The 18,616-nt window shown below is 52.2% G+C and carries 17 protein-coding genes, 3 tRNA genes and 1 rRNA gene; 8 read left to right on the forward strand and 13 right to left on the reverse strand.

Annotated features, from left to right (window positions below):
- Nucleotides 1-314: 314 nt before the first annotated feature.
- From AC6R03_RS17795 to AC6R03_RS17810, 4 genes are all read right to left on the reverse strand, one after another.
- Nucleotides 315-390: transfer RNA gene (locus AC6R03_RS17795), tRNA-Val, on the reverse strand.
- A gap of 101 nt (nt 391-491) precedes the next feature.
- Nucleotides 492-567, reverse strand: a tRNA-Lys gene (locus AC6R03_RS17800).
- A gap of 1 nt (nt 568) precedes the next feature.
- Nucleotides 569-644 (reverse strand) — tRNA-Glu (locus AC6R03_RS17805).
- Between the two features lie 163 nt (nt 645-807).
- Nucleotides 808-2,359, reverse strand: a 16S ribosomal RNA gene (locus AC6R03_RS17810).
- A 547-nt stretch (nt 2,360-2,906) separates the two neighbouring features.
- On the opposite strand from AC6R03_RS17810, the gene AC6R03_RS17815 reads away from it, so the two are divergent.
- Nucleotides 2,907-3,458 carry a gamma carbonic anhydrase family protein gene (locus AC6R03_RS17815; RefSeq protein WP_500630525.1) on the forward strand — a complete coding sequence of 184 codons (552 nt, stop codon included), beginning with the start codon at nt 2,907-2,909 and terminating at the stop codon, nt 3,456-3,458.
- Here the strand turns inward: AC6R03_RS17815 and AC6R03_RS17820 are convergent.
- From AC6R03_RS17820 to hemF, 3 genes are all read right to left on the reverse strand, one after another.
- Entirely contained in the window at nt 3,445-3,714 is a 270-nt protein-coding gene (locus AC6R03_RS17820; RefSeq protein ID WP_500630524.1) for a DUF1488 family protein, read from the reverse strand. The two genes, AC6R03_RS17815 and AC6R03_RS17820, sit on opposite strands and share 14 nt — an antisense overlap.
- Before the next feature lie 3 nt (nt 3,715-3,717).
- Nucleotides 3,718-4,548: a shikimate dehydrogenase gene (aroE, locus tag AC6R03_RS17825; protein WP_500630523.1), complete on the reverse strand. Its 831-nt coding sequence runs from the start codon at nt 4,546-4,548 to the stop codon at nt 3,718-3,720.
- A gap of 90 nt (nt 4,549-4,638) precedes the next feature.
- On the reverse strand, nt 4,639-5,556 hold the full coding sequence (gene hemF / locus AC6R03_RS17830) for an oxygen-dependent coproporphyrinogen oxidase (protein WP_500630522.1): 918 nt from the start codon (nt 5,554-5,556) through the stop codon (nt 4,639-4,641).
- 242 nt (nt 5,557-5,798) lie between these two features.
- Between hemF and purE the strand changes: the two genes are divergently transcribed.
- Together purE and AC6R03_RS17840 are read left to right on the forward strand one after the other, a co-directional pair.
- A complete protein-coding gene (gene purE / locus AC6R03_RS17835) occupies nt 5,799-6,284 on the forward strand; it encodes a 5-(carboxyamino)imidazole ribonucleotide mutase (RefSeq protein WP_334555486.1) in 486 nt (161 codons plus the stop codon).
- Between the two features lie 3 nt (nt 6,285-6,287).
- Nucleotides 6,288-7,421 (forward strand): 5-(carboxyamino)imidazole ribonucleotide synthase, encoded by a 1,134-nt coding sequence (locus AC6R03_RS17840; protein WP_487903321.1) that lies wholly within the window; start codon nt 6,288-6,290, stop codon nt 7,419-7,421.
- Between the two features lie 172 nt (nt 7,422-7,593).
- Here AC6R03_RS17840 and AC6R03_RS17845 read toward each other — a convergent pair whose 3' ends face one another.
- The 4 genes from AC6R03_RS17845 to AC6R03_RS17860 are packed head-to-tail and all read right to left on the reverse strand — an operon-like array spanning nt 7,594 to nt 10,975.
- Entirely contained in the window at nt 7,594-8,175 is a 582-nt protein-coding gene (locus tag AC6R03_RS17845; protein WP_334555488.1) for a DNA topoisomerase family protein, read from the reverse strand.
- A 27-nt stretch (nt 8,176-8,202) separates the two neighbouring features.
- Nucleotides 8,203-8,682 (reverse strand): DUF494 family protein, encoded by a 480-nt coding sequence (locus AC6R03_RS17850; RefSeq protein ID WP_334555489.1) that lies wholly within the window; start codon nt 8,680-8,682, stop codon nt 8,203-8,205.
- A 2-nt stretch (nt 8,683-8,684) separates the two neighbouring features.
- Entirely contained in the window at nt 8,685-9,854 is a 1,170-nt protein-coding gene (gene dprA, locus AC6R03_RS17855; protein ID WP_500630521.1) for a DNA-processing protein DprA, read from the reverse strand.
- A complete protein-coding gene (locus AC6R03_RS17860; RefSeq protein WP_500630520.1) occupies nt 9,851-10,975 on the reverse strand; it encodes a LysM peptidoglycan-binding domain-containing protein in 1,125 nt (374 codons plus the stop codon). The genes dprA and AC6R03_RS17860 overlap by 4 nt, the downstream gene beginning before the upstream one ends.
- Before the next feature lie 180 nt (nt 10,976-11,155).
- Here AC6R03_RS17860 and def point away from each other — a divergent pair, with 180 nt between their 5' ends.
- The 5 genes from def (at nt 11,156) to AC6R03_RS17885 (ending at nt 16,960) form a co-directional block, all read left to right on the forward strand.
- Nucleotides 11,156-11,677 carry a peptide deformylase gene (def, locus tag AC6R03_RS17865; RefSeq protein WP_487903324.1) on the forward strand — a complete coding sequence of 174 codons (522 nt, stop codon included), beginning with the start codon at nt 11,156-11,158 and terminating at the stop codon, nt 11,675-11,677.
- A gap of 36 nt (nt 11,678-11,713) precedes the next feature.
- Nucleotides 11,714-12,661, forward strand: coding sequence for a methionyl-tRNA formyltransferase (gene fmt / locus AC6R03_RS17870; RefSeq protein ID WP_500630519.1), 948 nt, complete (start codon nt 11,714-11,716; stop codon nt 12,659-12,661).
- 83 nt (nt 12,662-12,744) lie between these two features.
- Nucleotides 12,745-14,070, forward strand: coding sequence for a 16S rRNA (cytosine(967)-C(5))-methyltransferase RsmB (gene rsmB, locus AC6R03_RS17875; RefSeq protein ID WP_500630518.1), 1,326 nt, complete (start codon nt 12,745-12,747; stop codon nt 14,068-14,070).
- A gap of 55 nt (nt 14,071-14,125) precedes the next feature.
- Complete coding sequence (trkA, locus tag AC6R03_RS17880; protein ID WP_334555495.1) at nt 14,126-15,502, forward strand: Trk system potassium transporter TrkA; 1,377 nt, start codon at nt 14,126-14,128, stop codon at nt 15,500-15,502.
- Nucleotides 15,503-15,514: 12 nt separating this feature from the next.
- A complete protein-coding gene (locus tag AC6R03_RS17885; protein ID WP_500630517.1) occupies nt 15,515-16,960 on the forward strand; it encodes a TrkH family potassium uptake protein in 1,446 nt (481 codons plus the stop codon).
- Between the two features lie 23 nt (nt 16,961-16,983).
- Here the strand turns inward: AC6R03_RS17885 and trhA are convergent, their stop codons facing one another.
- Nucleotides 16,984-17,631 (reverse strand): PAQR family membrane homeostasis protein TrhA, encoded by a 648-nt coding sequence (gene trhA / locus AC6R03_RS17890; protein ID WP_500630516.1) that lies wholly within the window; start codon nt 17,629-17,631, stop codon nt 16,984-16,986.
- Between the two features lie 133 nt (nt 17,632-17,764).
- On the reverse strand, nt 17,765-18,562 hold the full coding sequence (locus AC6R03_RS17895; protein WP_500630515.1) for a sporulation protein: 798 nt from the start codon (nt 18,560-18,562) through the stop codon (nt 17,765-17,767).
- Nucleotides 18,563-18,616: the final 54 nt, after the last annotated feature.

Genomic DNA, 18,616 nt, shown 5'->3' on the forward strand with positions numbered 1-18,616 from the left:
TTGTCTGCAATTATTTAAACATGATGCAGACTCGATTTTGCCGGACTCAAATATCTTTTTATTTTACTTTTTTATAAAAAGTGAAAACAAAAAGCCAAGAACACTTGAATGTGTTTTTGTGTATTCATAGATATGAATACTTTGAGAACTTTACAAACAACAATAAATTGTTGTTTTGTCAGCTTTCCAAATTGTTAAAGAGCATAGATTCTTCCGAAGAAGGTCATTTTCTAAAGACTTTCGGCGTCAAAAAAACCAACCACATACGAATTACTGAAGTGGTTTGGAATTTCTATCCAAAAACATTTAGAGAATGGTGGGCGATACCGGGCTCGAACCAGTGACCCCCTGCTTGTAAGGCAGGTGCTCTCCCAACTGAGCTAATCGCCCATCGAATTATGAATGGTTGACTTTTTTCTTAGGCAAGACAAGTTGTGAGGCCGTGTACAACAAGTACACAACGAGCAACTTAACGCCGCATAAGAGAAAAGTGGTGGGTCGTGCAGGATTCGAACCTGCGACCAATTGATTAAAAGTCAACTGCTCTACCAACTGAGCTAACGACCCGTGGTATCCCGTAGGGGAGTCGAACCCCTGTTACCGCCGTGAAAGGGCGGTGTCCTAGGCCTCTAGACGAACGGGACACTGGATAAGTTTCTAGTGAACTAGTGCCTAGTTCCTAGAGACTGTGAACCTTTTGGGAAAGGTTCATTGTATTCTAGGGACTAGGAACTAGCCTCTAGAATCTCTCTTTACTTTTACAAACCATATCAATCTGTGTGGACACTCAAAACGATAATCATCGTATAAGGAGGTGATCCAGCGCCAGGTTCCCCTAGCGCTACCTTGTTACGACTTCACCCCAGTCATGAACCACAAAGTGGTGAGCGTCCTCCCGAAGGTTAAACTACCCACTTCTTTTGCAGCCCACTCCCATGGTGTGACGGGCGGTGTGTACAAGGCCCGGGAACGTATTCACCGTGGCATTCTGATCCACGATTACTAGCGATTCCGACTTCATGGAGTCGAGTTGCAGACTCCAATCCGGACTACGACGCACTTTTTGGGATTCGCTTACTCTCGCAAGTTCGCCGCCCTCTGTATGCGCCATTGTAGCACGTGTGTAGCCCTACTCGTAAGGGCCATGATGACTTGACGTCGTCCCCACCTTCCTCCGGTTTATCACCGGCAGTCTCCCTGGAGTTCCCACCCGAAGTGCTGGCAAACAAGGATAAGGGTTGCGCTCGTTGCGGGACTTAACCCAACATTTCACAACACGAGCTGACGACAGCCATGCAGCACCTGTCTTACAGTTCCCGAAGGCACCAAAGCATCTCTGCTAAGTTCTGTAGATGTCAAGAGTAGGTAAGGTTCTTCGCGTTGCATCGAATTAAACCACATGCTCCACCGCTTGTGCGGGCCCCCGTCAATTCATTTGAGTTTTAATCTTGCGACCGTACTCCCCAGGCGGTCTACTTAACGCGTTAGCTCCGAAAGCCACGGCTCAAGGCCACAACCTCCAAGTAGACATCGTTTACGGCGTGGACTACCAGGGTATCTAATCCTGTTTGCTCCCCACGCTTTCGCATCTGAGTGTCAGTATCTGTCCAGGGGGCCGCCTTCGCCACTGGTATTCCTTCAGATCTCTACGCATTTCACCGCTACACCTGAAATTCTACCCCCCTCTACAGTACTCTAGTCTGCCAGTTTCAAATGCAATTCCGAGGTTGAGCCCCGGGCTTTCACATCTGACTTAACAAACCACCTGCATGCGCTTTACGCCCAGTAATTCCGATTAACGCTCGCACCCTCCGTATTACCGCGGCTGCTGGCACGGAGTTAGCCGGTGCTTCTTCTGCAGCTAACGTCAAATCCATACGCTATTAACGCATGAACCTTCCTCACTGCTGAAAGTACTTTACAACCCGAAGGCCTTCTTCATACACGCGGCATGGCTGCATCAGGCTTGCGCCCATTGTGCAATATTCCCCACTGCTGCCTCCCGTAGGAGTCTGGACCGTGTCTCAGTTCCAGTGTGGCTGATCATCCTCTCAGACCAGCTAGGGATCGTCGCCTTGGTGAGCCCTTACCTCACCAACTAGCTAATCCCACCTGGGCATATCCTGACGCGAGAGGCCCGAAGGTCCCCCTCTTTGAGCCGAAGCTATTATGCGGTATTAGCCATCGTTTCCAATGGTTATCCCCCACATCAGGGCAATTTCCCAGGCATTACTCACCCGTCCGCCGCTCGACGCCCTTAACGTTCCCCGAAGGTTCAGTTAAGTCGTTTCCGCTCGACTTGCATGTGTTAGGCCTGCCGCCAGCGTTCAATCTGAGCCATGATCAAACTCTTCAATTTAAGATTTTGTTCGGCTCAATGAATACTGATAAGTTCCTAGTGACTAGAAGCTAGTTCCTAGAAAACTTGAATTGACTGTGCTGAGTCCTAAGACTCAATGGTCACTCAGTTCATTGATAGCCAGTGATTCCGAAGAATCAATTTTTGATTTTACTTTTTATAAAAAAGTGAAAACCAAAAGTGGATTATCATCAACGAGTGCCCACACAGATTGATAGGTTTATATTGTTAAAGAGCGTTCTTGGCTGTGACCTTGGTCACTCACAAGAGGCGGTCATTTTAGCGATTCAAGTTTTAGTGTCAACCACTTTTTTCAAACTTTTTTCAAGCATTTTGCTTGGCTATTTGACCTTGCTGGAAAGGTTTCAACTTACTCAGTCGTCTTCCCTTGTCAGCGAGGGGGCATTATAGAGATCGGCGTCACATTGGCAACCCCTTTTCAGCGATTTTTTTGATTTTTTTACTGTTTGCGTATTTTCTATGCGCAACGGGCTATTTTTGCCACTATTCTTGGCAACATATCGTGCTATCGCATATAGGAGAAGAGATGAGTTCCCTACGCAGTTATAAAGGTATCCAACCTCAAGTTGGCGATCGTGTCTATATAGATAGCAGTGCTGTCTTGGTTGGCGACATCACACTAGGCGATGATGCCAGTGTTTGGCCTTTGGTGGCCGCTCGTGGAGACGTCAACCATATCCGAATTGGTGCGCGTAGCAACATTCAAGATGGTTCGGTGCTTCATGTCACCCATAAGAATGCAGAAAACCCTCAAGGCTACCCACTGATTATCGGTGATGATGTGACCGTGGGTCATAAGGTGATGCTGCACGGCTGTACCATTGGTCATCGCGTGCTCGTTGGCATGGGCGCGATCGTGCTCGATGGTGTGGTCATTCAAGATGAGGTGATGGTGGGAGCAGGCAGTTTAGTCCCACCGGGGAAAACATTGGAAAGTGGCTATCTGTATGTCGGCTGTCCAGTTAAGCAGGCTCGCCCTTTGACAGACAAAGAGCGCGCTTTCTTACAAAAATCTGCCGATAACTACGTGCAGAATAAAGACGACTACTTAAATGAGGTTGAGATCATTCCTGGTTGAGTTCAATTTCACCGCGGCTGTTAAACATCTCGTCTTCTATTAAAGACTCAGCTTGCTCTTCAAGGTCAAAGCGCCATTGTTCAAACAGTTCGATGGCGTGCTGACCCGAGGTAATGCTTTGCTGCGCATACGACTCCAGTACCGCTTGGCTCACCACACACTCAATCAAGGCACCCGCTTGCTGAGCAGGGAAGCAAACCGCAGCGCGCTCTTCATCCCAATGCTGTCGTTCGGGAAACAAAATCGATTGATTCATCTTTTACCCTTGTAAATTTTTACGCAGCTCGCGCAGCACCTGCTTAGTGCCTGGACGTAAACCTCGCCACAGCATAAAGCTTTCCGCCGCTTGGCCAACCAACATCCCTAAGCCATCATAGCTTACGGGCGCACCCGATTGTTCCGCCCAGGCATTAAAAGGCGTTTTGCCTGAGCGGTAGACCATGTCATACACCACTTGGCAACCTTGAAAAATGGTCGGTGATACCGCTGGCAACTCACCACTCAATCCCGACGACGTTGAGTTAATGATGACATCAAAGCCAGTCTCGACCTCTTCCAGTGAGGCGGCTTGCACCACACCAAACTCAGCGAAAAGCTCTGCCAACTGTGATGCTTTGGCTTTGGTGCGATTGGCGATCACTATTGAGTGCGGGTGCTGGTCGAGCAGCGGTTTGATCACGCCGCGCGCCGCGCCGCCAGCGCCAAGCAATAGTATTCTCGCCCCTTTCAGTACCACTTGCTGGGAAAGCAAATCTTGCACTAATCCTTCACCATCGGTGTTATCACCAATGATGTCTCCATCATCTAACTTCTTTAAGGTATTAACGGCACCGGCCAATTGCGCTCGCTCAGTCAGGCGGGTCGCAAACTGAAACGCCTCTTCTTTAAACGGTGCGGTGATGTTGCACCCCTTACCACCTGCAGCAAAGAACTCCGCTACCGCCGTTTTGAATGTGCCGATCTCAGGCTGCTGCGTTTGATAGGTTAACGCTTGGTTGGTCTGGCGAGCAAATAAGGTATGGATAAAAGGCGATTTACTTTGGCTAATGGGATTGCCAAACACCACATAGCGGTCAAGAGGTTGTGTCATGTCCTTACCTACACAAAAATAAACGGGTCAACGGTCATTGACCCTATCACTATCCCGGCCAGGATCAAGCGCTATGCCGAGATAAACATGTTACCAATCACGCGGTTTGAGGAAATCGCGATACAAAACCGCTTCAGGGCTGTCTGGCTCAATCTGATAATTGTACTCCCAGCGAGCCAGTGGCGGCATCGACATCAAAATCGACTCGGTTCGGCCACCACTTTGCAAACCAAACAAGGTTCCTCGGTCATAGACGAGATTAAACTCCACATAGCGACCACGGCGATAAAGCTGAAATTGACGCTCTCGGTCAGTGTAGGGCGTCTCTTTGCGGCGCTCAACAATCGGCAAATACGCCTGGGTATACCCTTCACCGATCGCTTTGATGTAATCAAAACACTTATCAAATGGCCACTCGTTGAGATCATCAAAAAATAGCCCACCGACGCCACGCGTTTCATCACGGTGCGGCAGGTAGAAGTAATCATCACACCATTTTTTGTGCTTGGCATACACATCATGACCAAAAGGTTCACACACCTCTTTCGCACTGCCATGCCAGAACTGAGCATCTTCTTCAAATGGGTAGAAGGGGGTCAAATCGAACCCGCCGCCAAACCACCATATCGGCGCCTCGCCCTCTTTTTCGGCAATAAAAAAGCGCACGTTGGCATGGGAGGTGGGCACATAAGGGTTATTCGGATGCATCACCAATGACACGCCCATGGCTTCAAAGCGTCGCCCGGCTAACTCTGGGCGATGGGCAGTGGCCGAAGCGGGCATCGCTTTGCCAGAGACATGAGAGAAATTGACGCCGCCTTGCTCAAACACCGCGCCTGCTTTCATCACTCGGGTGCGACCACCGCCACCGAGCCGCTCTCCGGGTTCACGCTGCCACGCATCCTCAACAAACAGCGCTTGGCCGTCGGCCTGCTCAAGCTGCTGACAAATGGTCTCTTGCAGTGCCAACAAAAACTGCTTCACCGCCTGCTTATCGATTTCTGACATTTTACTTCCTTGCAGGGTAGGCCCTGTTTCACCACGCAGTCACTGGCTGCGTCTTCTTGGGATGAGACTCAGTGTACAAAGAATCTGCGTCGAAGACTAATCACTGCGCGGTTCAAAGTGCGCGCAAACGTTTGCTTGCTAGGGAAAACGCCGTATAATGCGCACAAATTGGCGATGTGGTTGTACTGGGTTTACGACACATCCTGTTTTTCATTCCACACAAAAGGTTGAAGGAGTTTGAGATGAAAGTCGGTATCATCATGGGTTCAAAATCAGATTGGCCAACAATGAAGCTCGCCGCGGAAATGCTGGATAGATTTGGTGTTGAATACGAAACTAAAGTCGTCTCTGCGCACCGCACTCCTCAATTATTGGCAGACTACGCCAACAGCGCGAAAGAGCGCGGTCTGAAAGTGATCATTGCTGGCGCTGGCGGCGCTGCGCACCTGCCGGGCATGGCAGCGGCGTTCACAAGCTTACCTGTCTTGGGTGTTCCTGTTCAATCACGTGCCCTAAAAGGGATGGATTCGCTACTTTCTATCGTGCAAATGCCAAAAGGCATCGCGGTAGGTACACTGGCGATCGGCGAAGCGGGCGCAGCGAATGCGGGTATTTTGGCCGCGCAAATCATCGGTACCCACGATGAGTCCGTGATGGAGAAGGTCGAAGCGTTTCGCCAAGAGCAAACTGAGACCGTCCTTGCTAACCCAAACCCAGCCGAGGACTAAACCATGCATGTGTTGGTGTTAGGTGCAGGCCAATTAGCACGAATGATGTCTCTTGCGGGCGCACCACTGAACATTGAGATCTCGGCGTACGATGTCGGCAGTGAAAACATTGTCCATCCTCTCACCCAACACGTGGTGGGCCACGGTCTTCGCAATGCCATTGAGCGTGCCGATGTGATCACGGCTGAGTTTGAACATATCCCACACGATATTTTGACCCTCTGCGAGCAAAGCGGGAAGTTTTACCCGTCAGCAGAAGCGATCAAAACCGGTGGCGATCGCCGTATTGAGAAGGCGCTATTAGACAAAGCGGGCGTTCGCAACGCCAACTACCATGTCATTGAGAGCCGGGAAGATTTTGATCGCGCGATCGAAAAAGTCGGCATTCCTATGGTGCTGAAAAGTGCCCTAGGTGGCTACGATGGTAAAGGCCAATGGCGATTGAAAGACGCCGCTCAAGCGGACAGCATTTGGCAAGAGATGGCACAATGCATCCAAGCCAGTGAGACACAAGCGATTGTGGCGGAAGAGTTTGTCCCGTTTGGCCGAGAAGTTTCCTTGGTGGGCGCACGAGCCAAAGACGGCTCAGTCGCTGTTTACCCTCTGGCTGAGAACGTCCACACCCAAGGGGTGCTAAGCCTATCGACCGCCATTTCTGACCCGAAGCTGCAAGACCAAGCGCAGGCGATGTTTAGCGCTGTAGCCGAGAGTCTCGACTACGTGGGCGTGCTTGCCCTTGAGTTTTTCGATGTCGATGGCACCCTGCTCGTGAATGAGATTGCACCGCGCGTGCACAACTCCGGTCACTGGACGCAGCAAGGCGCAGAGACCTGTCAGTTTGAAAACCACCTAAGAGCCGTGTGTGGCTTGCCGCTTGGCAGCACCAAACTGGTTCGTGAAACGGCGATGATCAACATCCTTGGCGAAGATACGCTGCCACAAGCGTTGCTGGCCATTGAAGGGTGCCATATCCATTGGTACGGCAAAGAGAAGCGTGCTGGACGCAAGATGGGTCACATCAATGTCTGCGGCGACTACAGTGGTGAGCTACAACGCAAGCTGTGTGAACTGGCCACCCTGCTCGACAGCGATGCCTTCCCTGCGGTGCATGAGTTTGCACAAAACTTCGAATCGTAATCGGATCAAATGAGTGTTGGCTCTGCGAACACTGGATTGAAAAAGGCGCTCATGGCGCCTTTTTTGTCTTTAATGACATTGTATTTGCTGTAACGCTCGGCCGCTCCGATATCGCCTTACCACTGTATAGTCTTAAATCACGATATAGTCTTAAATAGGCACTCGCCGAAAATTAAGACTGAATGGCCTGACAACGTCGAGCTGCACACTGCAACTGTTGGCCTTTTGCGCTGTGCTTTTCCACCAGCAGTGGAAACCCACACACTTGGCACTCACCACTGACGGGCGGCTGATTGACGGCAAACTTGCATTTCGGGTAGCGGTCACATGCATAAAACAGCTTACCAAAGCGAGATTTACGCTCGGTCAGCTGACCTTGATGGCATTCAGGGCAGGCGATGGCGACGTTGTCCTCACTCGGCTCTGCGGGGGCATCGATCGACTCAATGTGGTGACACTCAGGGTAATGACTGCAACCGACAAACATCCCATAGCGACCTTGGCGCAGCACCAACTCATGACCACACTCAGGACATGGCACACCTAACTCTTTAACGATGTGGCCATCATTTTGATGCAAAGGTTTGATGTAATCGCATTGCGGGTACAAGGTGCACCCCAAGAAAGGACCATGTTTGCCATGGCGCAGCGACAGCTCCCCCGCCAAGCCTTGAGCTTGGCATTTCGGGCACGCCTGATGTTCTAAGGCGTGCTCGTGGGCAGAAAACAACTGATGGTCGATTTTATTACTCATATCACTTAGGGTCGCAAAGCGACGGTATCAGTGCAAGATACCCTGCTCTTTGGTGTAAAGAAGCTCTTCCATAAGCGTGTATTCATTTTCATTGCCCGGCACATTAAACAGCACCATTAAGACAATCCACTTGAGATCATCAAGCTCAAACTCATCGGTTTCGAGCCCCATCACTCGGTCAATGACCATCTCACGTGTTTCCGCCGTCAACACGCTCACTTGCTCTAAAAACATTAAAAAGCCACGACACTCAAGGCTGAGGCGGTCGCACTCTTTGGCGGTATAGATACGCGTAGACGGAGACGAGGTACTGACAGAGATCGCTGAGTGCGCTTCCGTTTGCTGTAGCGCCGCCAACTCTTCTAACCAGACCAGGGCCTTATATATGTCTTTCTGATGAAAACCAGCGCGAAGTAACTCTTCTTCTAGCTCATCTTGGTCGACCTGTAACTCTGCATCGCTATGGATGTAGGTCTCAAACAGATACATCAAAATATCCATCATCATAGCTAGCCCCTCCCCTTTAAAATGTAGCCACCGGAAACTGCAACAACGTGCCCTAAAAGCTCGAGCTCCAAGAGCTGCATCATGACATCCTGCACGGGTATATGGGTCCGCGATGCTAAGATATCAACTGGTGTAGCCTCATTACCTACGTTAGCTAACAGCTCGGGAAATGGCAATTCTTCTTTGCTCACTTTCGTCGCTTCTTTATCGTTAGGAGATAAAAGCGTTGGGAAATGCGAGCAGCTCGGCGTCTGGGTGCGTGATTCGCTCTGTTTATCCGCCTGTTGCCGCGACCACGCCAGCAAGCTGTCGAGCTCGCACAAGATGTCCTCAACCTCTTGGACTAAGCTCGCCCCTTGCTGAATTAAGCGGTGGCACCCCCTGGCATAGACTTGATGAATGGAGCCGGGAATGGCAAATACTTCGCGGCCTTGCTCAAGGGCATAACGCGCGGTAATTAATGAGCCGCTTTTCTCGGCCGCTTCCACCACCAGCACGCCCAGCGATAAGCCACTGATAATGCGATTGCGGCGAGGAAAGTGATCCGCCTTGGGTTTAGCCTGCGGATGCAACTCACTGACCAACGCACCTTGCTGAGTGATACGCTCTGCCAGCGCTCGGTGGCGGGCCGGGTACACTTCGCCAAGGCCACTGCCGAGCACCGCGACCGTCTCTCCGCCCGCTTTCAGCGCACCATCATGGGCATAGCCATCGATGCCGAGCGCGAGTCCGCTGGTGATGCACAGCCCCTGTTTGACCAACGCACTGGCAAACTCTCTGGCGAGCGAAAGCCCATCCTGACTGGCATTGCGACTGCCCACCATGGCCAATTGCGGCAAGTGAATCGCCTCAAGCTTGCCTTTGACAAACAGCACCGCCGGCGATGCTGGGGCGTTGGCGAGCAGTGGCGGGTAGTCACTCGCGTCACGGGTAACAATATGGTGATCCGCCTCGCGCTCGCGCCAAGCCAAACATCCGTCCACCTCTTTTTCTGCGCGCCGCTGAATATACTCCACCTGATGCTCACTTAAGCCAAACGCGCGCATCTCGTCGCTCGAACTGGAGACAATCTCGTGCGGCTCAGCCACCTTTAGCAAACGCTCGAAGGTCTTCGGACCAATTCTGGGCGTAAAATAGAGCGTCAGCCAAGCGCGCAGCTCACGCTCTGTCATCCTTGCTCCTTACCCTGTAGCTCTGCGTCCACAACGTCTTCAGTGGATTTAAGCGTCGCCAGGGGAGAGCGCAAACGGGTTTCAGTGGCAATCGGCTGCTCGCTCTGAGTAACCAGCGCCAGACTAAAATCTTGATAAGGACGAATCACCATCAAATGCCCAATGCGCACGTCCGGCAATTGCTGCGTCTCTTGCCTAGCCAATACCCCTTGACCAGCTTTAGCCACCTTGTGACCCGGTTGATAGAGGTCGAACATGCTGCCTTGACGCAGCGCATCGCGCGCGCCGCGATCGATGACCACGACTTGATGCTTGCCCACATATTGGCTGCCTTCCAGCGACCCCAAGATTGAGGCATTAATGGCCCTAGGCGAGGGCTGGGGATAAAAGCGTTGACTGAAATCAGACTGAGCCTCACGCACGGGCAAGGCGATGTCTTGCGCGAGAATTTCCTGCGTTTGTTGGCGAACTTTGAGCGCCATCATGTCCGTATCGCTCGGCGCCGCAGGCTCATCCGCAGACTCGGCGACCGCGATTTTTTTCAGCGCAATGACGCGCTTATCATCGCGTGTGAAGGTGGTCATTTTGCGGTAAATATGCCACTCACCTTGCACTTGCTGCCCCATGACATAGAGCAGTTGTTGCCCGGTGAGATATTGCAAGCCATTGCTCGAGCCAATCACCTTGGCGCTCTCTGCCAATAACGACTCGTCAAGCAAGAGATCCGATTCTAGGTACGGCAACACCCACTCCTCACGCAGCGTCGGCAGCGCTTGTTTATCAAGCTTTCTTACTTTAGGGCTCAGTTTGTGCATCGGTTTCACCGTCAGAACCGGCTCACCATTGCGCCAAATCAGATTGAGCTTGTCACCGGGATAAATCAGGTGAGGATTATCAATATCGGGATTGACCTGCCATAGCCGTGGCCAAAGCCAAGGGCTATCGAGGTAGAGCGCCGAAATATCCCATAAGGTATCGCCTTTGACCACGACATACGTCGTGGGCGCATCGGGCTTGAGGGTTAACACCGACGAGACAGAGAAAGGAACCCAAGCTACCCACAAGGTCATCACGCAGAGAAGTGGCCTGCGCCAACTGGAACACCGTTTGAAACTCACCATCACCTAAATCCTTGGTTATCTAAAAGAAACCGCTGCTCAACTTAGGTGTGTGTGCTCAACATTGACACCGAGAGTGGCAGGGAAAATGCGTAATGATGCTGTCATTTAGGTTATAAAATGTCTAGAATTGAGCCAACAAGCTTTACCCTGATTCGGCACAGTTCAACATTTTGAGTGTATATGTCTGTATTACAAGTATTAACATTCCCAGATGATCGCCTTCGTACCGTGGCTAAGCCCGTAGAGAAAGTGACGCCTGAGATTCAAAAACTCGTCGATGACATGATTGAAACCATGTACGACGAAGAAGGAATTGGTCTTGCGGCCACCCAAGTCGATGTTCACCAACGTATCGTGGTGATCGACATTTCGGACACCCGTGATGAGCCAATGGTGCTTATCAACCCAGAAATCATCGAGAAACGCGGTGAAGATGGGATTGAAGAGGGCTGCCTATCGGTGCCTGGCGCACGCGCTTTAGTGCCTCGCGCAGCCGAGGTGACGGTCAAAGCGCTCAATCGCGATGGTGAAGAATTCACCTTCGAGGCGGATGACCTGCTGGCGATTTGTGTTCAGCACGAACTTGACCACCTAGAAGGCAAGCTCTTTGTCGATTACCTATCGCCACTGAAGCGTAAACGCATCCAAGACAAACTGGCGAAGATCAAGCGCTTCAACGAGAAACAATCCGCCGGTAAGTAAGCGTATTACTGAGAAAGAAAAGATAAGGAACGTACCTTGAGCAAACCACTTAAGATTGTTTTTGCTGGTACTCCGGACTTCGCCGCCCGTCACTTGGCGGCGTTGTTGTCTTCGGAGCACGACGTCATTGCCGTGTACACCCAACCCGACCGCCCTGCAGGTCGCGGTAAAAAGCTCACCGCGAGCCCAGTCAAACAGATTGCCCTTGAGCATGACATTGCGGTCTACCAACCGGAAAACTTTAAGTCTGAAGAGGCCAAGCAAGCGTTGGCGGATTTAGACGCCGATTTGATGGTCGTCGTCGCGTACGGTTTGCTGCTGCCGCAAGCGGTATTGGACACGCCTAAACTTGGCTGTATCAATGTGCACGGTTCGATTTTGCCACGTTGGCGAGGCGCAGCGCCGATTCAGCGCGCCATTTGGGCGGGCGATGAAGAAACCGGCGTCACCATCATGCAGATGGACATTGGCCTCGATACTGGCGACATGCTCTCCATCGCGCGCTTACCGATCGAAAGCAGTGACACCAGTGCGTCCATGTACGAAAAGTTGGCCGATTTAGGCCCAAGTGCGCTATTGGACTGCCTCACTGACATCGCACAAGGCAGCGCCGTCGCAACAAAACAAGACGATGCCCTAGCCAACTACGCCAAAAAACTCAGCAAAGAGGAAGCCCGCATCGATTGGCATGACGACGCCGAGCACATTGAGCGCTGCGTGCGCGCGTTCAACCCTTGGCCAATGAGCCACTTTGAAGCGGCCGATAACAGCATCAAGGTGTGGCAGAGCCGCGTGGCGGAACACACCACAGACCAAGCGGCGGGTACCATTATCCAAGCAGACAAAACTGGCATCTATGTCGCAACAGGCAAAGGCGTATTAGTCCTTTTGCAACTGCAAGTGCCGGGTAAAAAAGCCATGTCGGTGCAAGATATTCTCAACGCCCGAGCAAGTTGGTTCGAAGTGGGCTCGGTACTGAGCTAACCCTTCACACCCTGTCATTGCGCTGCAATGAATCACGTACATTTTGAGGGCAGAGATGCCCTCCCTTATTTAAGGTATTGATTATGAATGTTCGCGCTGCTGCCGCTAACGTTATCTTCCAAGTGGTCGACAAAGGTCAATCACTCTCGCATGCGCTGCCTGCCGCGCAAAAGACCATCAAACCGCGTGACCACGCTCTGCTGCAAGAGATTTGCTACGGCGCTTTGCGTTACTTGCCGCGTTTGGAGTCTATTGCCAACGAATTGATGGATAACCCGCTCAAGGGCAAAAAACGCGTTTTTCACCATTTGATTTTGGTGGGGATCTACCAACTGAGCTTTATGCGTATCCCTTCGCACGCGGCGGTCGCGGAAACCGTGGAAGCCACCAAAACCTTGCGCGGCCCAAGCCTGCGCGGTTTGATTAACGCAGTGTTGCGTAACTACCTACGCAATCAAGAAGAGCTGGATACCTTTGCGACCAGTCACAATGCCGGCAAGTATGGCCACCCTAACTGGCTACTGAAACTGCTGCAAGAGCACTACCCAGAGCAGTGGGAGCGCATTGTTGAGGCGAACAATCAAAAAGCGCCGATGTGGCTGCGCGTCAACCGCCAGCACCACACCCGCGATCAGTACATCGCTTACCTGAATGATGAAAGCATAGAATTCACCCTTCACCCCGAGGCCGCTGACGCCATAAAATTGGCCAAACCTTGTGATGTGACCCTATTGCCCGGCTTCGATCGCGGTTGGGTTTCCGTGCAGGATGCCGCCGCACAGTTGTCTGTCGATTACCTTCAGCCACAAGAAGGGGAGCTGATCCTCGACTGCTGCGCCGCGCCAGGTGGCAAGACAGCGCACATTCTTGAGCACACGCAAGACACCGAAGTGGTGGCGATTGATGCCGATCCTACTCGCCTTAACCGCGTGCATGACAACCTCGAGCGATTACAATTGAGAGCCGATGTGATTTGCGGCGATGCGCGCTACCCACATCAGTGGTGGCAAGGTGAGCAGTTTGACCGTATTCTACTCGATGCCCCTTGCTCAGCGACCGGTGTGATTCGACGCCATCCGGACATCAAATGGCTGCGCCGCGCTGATGACATTGAAGCACTGTCAGCGTTGCAGAGTGAAATCCTAGATGCCATGTGGCAACAACTGAAAGCGGGCGGTACCTTAGTCTATGCCACCTGCTCGATTGCGCCGCAAGAGAACGTTGAGCAGGTGCGCGCTTTCCTCTCACGTACGTCCGATGCACAGTTGATCGGCAGTGAGGAATCTCAGCCTGGCCGACAAATTCTTCCAGGTGAAGAGGACATGGACGGCTTCTACTATGCAGTTTTGAAAAAAAAGCGGTGTGAAGAAAAAGTGGTAGGTCTTGAGTCAAGCAATACGCCGCAATAAACAAGGACAGTGCGCCCCGCCATAGGGGCGATGACGACGTTCAAGAGAGCAAAAGATGAAGATCATTATTCTCGGTGCCGGACAAGTTGGCGGTACATTGGCAGAAAACTTGGTGGGTGAAAACAACGACATCACCATCGTCGACAAAGACAGCGACCGCCTACGTGAACTGCAAGACAAGTACGATCTGCGCGTGGTCAATGGTTACGCCAGCCACCCTGACGTGCTGCGTGAAGCGGGCGCTCAAGACGCCGATATGTTGGTGGCCGTGACCAATATGGACGAAACCAACATGGCCGCCTGCCAAGTGGCCTTCACCTTGTTCAACACGCCAAACCGCATTGCACGTATTCGTTCGCCCCAGTATCTCGCCGAGAAAGAAGCCCTGTTTCAATCCGGTGCCGTGCCGGTCGATCATCTGATTGCACCAGAAGAGCTGGTCACCAGCTACATTGAACGTCTGATCCAATACCCTGGCGCCTTACAGGTGGTCAGTTTTGCTGAGCAAAAGGTCAGCCTAGTGGCCGTTAAAGCCTACTACGGCGGTCCTTTGGTCGGTAACGCCCTCTCTGCGCTGCGCGAACACATGCCGCACATTGACACCCGCGTGGCGGCGATTTTCCGTCAAGGTCGCCCTATTCGTCCGCAAGGCACCACGATCATCGAAGCGGATGACGAAGTCTTTTTCGTTGCTGCGAGCAACCACATTCGCTCCGTCATGAGTGAGTTACAGCGTCTTGAGAAACCCTATCGCCGAATTATGATTGTCGGCGGGGGCAACATCGGCGCCAGCTTGGCCAAGCGTCTGGAACACACCTACAGCGTTAAACTGATTGAACGCAGTTATCAACGCGCAGAACGCCTCTCAGAAGAGCTGGAAAACACCATTGTCTTTTGTGGTGACGCCGCCGATCAAGAGTTACTCACCGAAGAGAATATCGACCAAGTCGATGTCTTTATTGCGCTCACCAACGAAGATGAAACCAACATCATGTCCGCCATGCTGGCCAAACGCATGGGCGCGAAAAAAGTCATGGTGCTTATCCAACGCGGGGCTTACGTCGATTTGGTCCAAGGCGGCGTGATAGATGTGGCGATTTCGCCGCAGCAAGCGACGATTTCAGCGCTGCTGACGCATGTGCGCCGTGCTGACATTGTTAACGTTTCTTCATTGCGCCGTGGCGCGGCAGAAGCGATTGAAGCGGTGGCACACGGTGACGAATCGACCTCGAAAGTCGTCGGCCGCGCGATTGGTGAAATCAAACTGCCTCCAGGTACCACCATTGGTGCCATTGTTCGCGGTGAAGAAGTGCTTATTGCACACGACAGAACCGTGATTGAACAAGATGACCACGTGGTGATGTTCCTTGTCGATAAGAAATACATCCCTGACGTGGAAACCCTCTTCCAACCGAGTCCGTTCTTCCTTTAAGGGGACGACCTTATGGTGAATTTTCGCCCGGTTTTATTCGTCATTGGCCTCGTGCTCTCTAAGCTGGCGCTGTTTATGTACGTGCCGACGCTGGTGGCGTTTGTCACCGGCACTGCAGGCTTTTTGGAATTTGGTCAAGCGGTGCTGATCACCCACTTGGTCGCCTTTGTCTGCTTGACGATTGGCCGAACTCGGCGCTTTCGCCTGAGCGTGCGAGACATGTTCCTCATCACCAGCTTGGTGTGGACGATTGCCAGCGCATTCGCCGCGCTGCCGTTTGTGTTCATCAATCACATCAGCTTCACCGACGCCTATTTTGAAACCATGTCGGGCATCACCACCACAGGTTCAACGGTCCTCAGCGGGCTCGATGAGATGGCGCCGAGCATCTTATTGTGGCGCTCTATTTTGCAGTGGCTTGGTGGCATTGGCTTTATTGTTATGGCGGTCGCCGTCTTGCCGATGCTCAATGTCGGGGGCATGAAACTGTTTCATACCGAATCCTCTGATTGGTCGGACAAAAGCAGCCCGCGCGCTAAAACCGTGGCAAAAAACATCGTCATCGTCTATTTGACCCTCACCGCCCTTTGCCTGCTCGGCTACTTGATGACGGGCATGACGCTGTTTGAAGGGATCAACCATGCCTTTACTACCTTGTCGACAGGTGGCTACTCGACCTCTGACGGTTCGATGAACCATTTCTCCCATGGCGCGCATTGGGTGGGCACACTCTTTATGTTCTTGGGCGGGTTACCGTTTTTGCTTTTTGTCTCCGCGCTGCGCAAACGCCGTTTGAATGAGCTCGCCAGTGACGCGCAAGTGCGCGGTTTCACCTTTTTGTTTCTCGCCAGCAGCGTGATCATTGCCAGTTGGTTGGTGGTGCGTGATGGCTATGCGGTGGCGGATGCGCTGCGAGTCTCCATGTTTAACATCGTCTCGGTGGTCACCACCACCGGATTCGGCTTAGAAGATTTCACCGCCTGGGGCGCACTGCCGACCACCTTGTTTGCCTTCTTAATGATGGCGGGCGCCTGCTCGGGTTCCACCTCTGGCGGCATCAAAATCTTCCGTTTTCAAATCGCCATTACGCTGCTCAATAAGCAGATGATGAAACTGATTCACCCGTCTGGGGTCTTCGTCCAGCGCTACAATCAGCGCCCAGTCAACGATGATATTGTGCGCTCAGTGGTGGCGTTTGGTTTGATGTTCTTCATCACCATTATTTTCATTGCAGGTTGCTTAAGTGCACTCGGCCTTGACCCTATCACCAGCATTTCTGGTGCGATTACCGCAGTCGCCAACGTCGGCCCGGGCATGGGCAGTGTCATCGGCCCCACCGGCAATTTCGCTCCCCTGCCCGACACCGCCAAGTGGTTACTCAGTTTTGGGATGCTGATGGGGCGACTAGAAATTCTCACCTTGCTCGTGTTGTTCTTCCCCGCCTTTTGGCGCCGATAGGCACTCGGCCTTCCTCTGTGGGCTTATCGGACCGGTAGCTGATAAATGGCAAAGAAGTGACAGGCGCAACCCGCCAAAACAAACAGGTGCCAAATGGCGTGGTTGTAGGGAATACGCTTCGCGACATAAAACACCACGCCCAGTGAGTAGACCACGCCGCCAATCGCCAGCAGCATCAAGCTTTCCAGCGGTAAGGTCATCGCCAGTTGATAAATCACCACCAGCGACAGCCACCCCATCAATAAATAGGTCACCAGTGAGAGGCGTTTGAAGCGATAAACGAACGCCACTTTCATCACGATACCCACCAAGGCAATCAGCCAGATCACCACCATCAAACCGATCGCGAGCGGCGTTCTAAGCGCAATCAATAAAAATGGCGTGTAGCTGCCGGCAATCAGCAAGTAAATGGCGCAGTGATCGAAGGTTTTCAGTGCCCGTTTGGCACGCGGCACATTAATGGCATGATAGAGGGTCGACGCCAAAAACAGCAGTATCATGCTGGCACCATACAGGCTATAGCTGACCCATGACAAGGCATCCGCCTGTTGCTCGAAGGCGCGCAGCAGCAAGGCCAACAGCCCGACCACACTGAGCAATAAACCCAGACCGTGGCTGAGCATATTGGCTCGCTCTTCTTCGCGGCTGTAAGAGGATAAAAGCGTCGACATAGGCATCACTCTGGAGCATTAGAATAAACACTCCAGAGTATGCCATGTTCAGCTTACAAGTGTAAGCTTAAATTAGATAAGGTTACTGATGAGGCTCGCTGTAGATGTCGCGCCCAAGCATCAATAATGCGCCTCAAGAATGCGCATCGAGGTAGTTCAGTACCTGCTCGCCCGCCTCTTCTGCGGGGGTACTGAGCACAATGGAAAGCTGGCGTTTCAACTGCCCCATACCCAGCAGACTCGCGAGCATCCCTTTTGCCCCTTCACGGTGGCGATCAATTTCAAACCACATTTGCAGTTCGTCTTCACTGCGATACGCCACCACTTCTAACTCTCGCCAACGACCATGAAACGGCCCTGTGGTCGGCACAAACTCAAACTCCTGCACAAAAGGCAGAGCAAAGCCATCCACCTCTTCACACTCTACCTGGCGAATACGCAGCCCCTGTGCTTCTAACGCAGTAAAGATGCCATCAAGCAGAGGATCGGGGCGCACCGTCAAAATATCTTTGTCGGTTGGATCTTTGGCCATCGCAATGTCGAGGCCAGTCTCAAGCCACACCTTGGAGTCACCAATGGTGACCGGCGTATTCCACGGCACATCCAACTCAACTTCGAAATCGCGCGTCTCACCAGGCTCAATCGTAAACGCGTAAGGCAGCGTCCACGTCGCCAGTGTATAACTGGTGGGCACGCGGCGCATTCGACCGGCGTTGTGGTCACTTTTATGGTGATTGTCCGGCACTTCTTTGATGTAACGGCAGTAGAGTTTGAGTTCGATGTTGTCTATCTCTTGCGCACTCGAACCGCCATAGACATGAATGGTGACGTTCACCTTCTGCCCCGGGTATAACACCTCTTGGCGCAGCACTGAATCCACTTTGGCACTTCCAATACCAAAGCTCGCGAGGGTTTTCTTGAAAAACGACATACACACCTCCCTTATGGGTGAAACCACCAAGCAGACCCTCACTATAGCGCGCTT

It is taken from the genome of Vibrio sp. R10-SG-ISO4, assembly GCF_059834135.1.